The 2,197-nt window shown below is 61.8% G+C and carries 3 protein-coding genes; all 3 read left to right on the forward strand.

Annotation, left to right across the window (positions count from 1 at the left end; translation table 11 throughout):
- Positions 1-223: hypothetical protein (locus ENSA7_RS45225; RefSeq protein ID WP_219908158.1), on the forward strand; the 223-nt coding region annotated here is incomplete at its 5' end.
- Positions 224-341: 118 nt separating this feature from the next.
- Positions 342-1,865 carry a hypothetical protein gene (locus ENSA7_RS41175; RefSeq protein ID WP_106094919.1) on the forward strand — a complete coding sequence of 508 codons (1,524 nt, stop codon included), beginning with the start codon at positions 342-344 and terminating at the stop codon, positions 1,863-1,865.
- 73 nt (positions 1,866-1,938) lie between these two features.
- The coding region (locus ENSA7_RS41180) for a hypothetical protein (RefSeq protein WP_146158743.1) at positions 1,939-2,197 on the forward strand (259 nt) is incomplete at its 3' end.

A 2,197-nucleotide genomic window follows, 5' to 3' on the forward strand; every position in this document is an offset into this window, starting at 1 on the left:
GGCGTTTGCGGTCCGGGGGGTGGAGCCGCGTGCACCCGACTTTCTGGACCGTACAAACTATCGAACGCCTGGGAATGTGGTTCTGTCGATCGGCGGGGCGGCTTTAATTGCGGGTGTGGTGGTGATCGCGGTGGACGTCAACAAGCGGAAGAAGCAGCGGGCGAAGAGTCGTTCCAGCAAGAAGGCTCGCGTGCGACCCCACGGCGTGGGCATCGCGTTTTGATCGCCGTGCCAGTGGTGAAATTTCGATTGGTATCGATTTGCTGCTCGACGGACGCAAGTTGCCAACCGGACCTGCACCAGCGCTTGACCGATGAAGGCAGTCGTTGGACAATCGACGTGTGAATTCCCGTCAAGTAGTCATCCTCGGTCTGGGCTTCGTCATCGGAGCGTTCTTGCCGTCGGCGTCGGGTTGTGTGGAGGAGAACCCTGACCATTGCTACAACGGGGGGGGCGACAGCTACTGTGTTAACAAGTACGGGGCCGCGAAGCCGTTCTGCTCTGACAACAGTTGTGTGATGCCCACGATCGACGGGTGCATGGAGGAGGAGCCTGCCGGATGCTGGTATTGCGACGGGAAGGGTTCGGACGAGTGCAGCGACATCGCCGGGGACGGAGATGGCGATCCGACCGGCGATGGTGACGGGGACCCGACGGGTGATGGTGACGGCGATGGCGACGGCGACGGCGATGGCGATGGCGACACCGGGCCGATGTGCACGGCGAGCGATGAGTGTTCGGTGGAGACTCCATTGTGCGACGGTGGGGCTTGCGTGCCCTGTGGGGATGCGATGGGGGTGAGTTGTCCGGAGGCGTACCCGGCGACGCCTGTTTGTGATGCGGGTGGGGCTTGTGTGGAGTGTACGGACGATGATGTGTCGGCTTGTCCGGCGGAGATGCCGGCGTGCCAGGCGAATGTTTGTGTGCCGTGTACTGAGCACGACCAGTGTCCGGGGAGCGCTTGTGAGATTGCGGTTGGAACTTGTATGCCGATTGACCGGGTTTGGTATGTGGACAACGACGACGATACTTGTTCGAACGCCGGCCCAGGGTCGAGTGACGCCCCGCTTTGTGATTTGCTGGTGGCGCTGGGCAAGATCGGTGCAAACGAAAAGGGGACAATTATCGTCCGCGATACCCCTGGGAACACCTATGAGGAGTCTTTGACCATTCAGAGCGGTCGGACTGTAGCGATTGTGGGAGAAGGCGCGATCGAGCGGCCAAAGTGGTCGGACGGGGTTGAGAACTTTGCGTTGCAAGTGAATAACGCCACCGTGTACTTGGCGGGTGTTCGAATCGAAGCTGCCGTCACGCACGGCATCGAGGTGTTTCAGGGGCAGGCCTGGATTCAGCGGTGTATGGTCACAAACAATGCAGGCGGTGCGATCTCAGTAGCGAGCGGCGGCTCCCTTGTTGTGACGAACAGCTTCTTGGGGGGAGATGTCAGCGATACGCTCGCGGTGGAGATCGCAAACGGAACAGTCTCGATACTGTATTCGACGATCTTCGCCGGCTTCGGGGGGTCTGCCGCTTTGACGTGCGGTGACGGGAATGGGTCGAGCATTCGCAATTCGCTCTTGGTCTCCCGTTCGGCTGAGATGGAACTCGACTGCCCGGGTATCGAAGTGAGTTCCAGTGCACTAGAGATGGCGGTGAGTGATAATGTCATGCTCGGTGACATGAGCACGACCTGGTTTGTTCCAGGGTACAATCAGGGGGACTTCCATTTGGCAGTGAACGGCTACCCGGTAGCGGTCGAGTCCGCGGCGTCGTGGGTCATGACTGATCCGTCGACCGACATCGACGGGGACGTCCGACCAAACACCGAAGGGGCTGCCGATTTCGCCGGGGCTGACCGGCTCTGAACTCGAACATCCCGCTGATCGAGGCGACAAATCTTCCCTGGTTGTCGACGGCCGCCCGATCAACGCTGCGTCCATGAGATCACTGCTCTTGAGCGTGGTGACGATCGGGATGCCAGGTATGACCCACGCCTCCGAGCAGCTGGCCCCGCGGCTGGTCGGGCGGATGATGGTCGCGCCCGAGCCGGGGCCCGCGCGTGCGCGGGCTGGGCTGCAGGTGGAGACCGGGGATCTCGGCAGCGCCGGGGAGCCGCTGAAGGCGAAGATCGAAGAGACCGCGGCGCGGTTGTTCGAGGCCGAGGGGTTTGACGGTGCGCGGGACGACGGAGATCCGC

This window comes from Enhygromyxa salina (assembly GCF_002994635.1).
Classification (GTDB): Bacteria; Myxococcota_A; Polyangia; order Nannocystales; family Nannocystaceae; genus Plesiocystis; species Plesiocystis salina_B.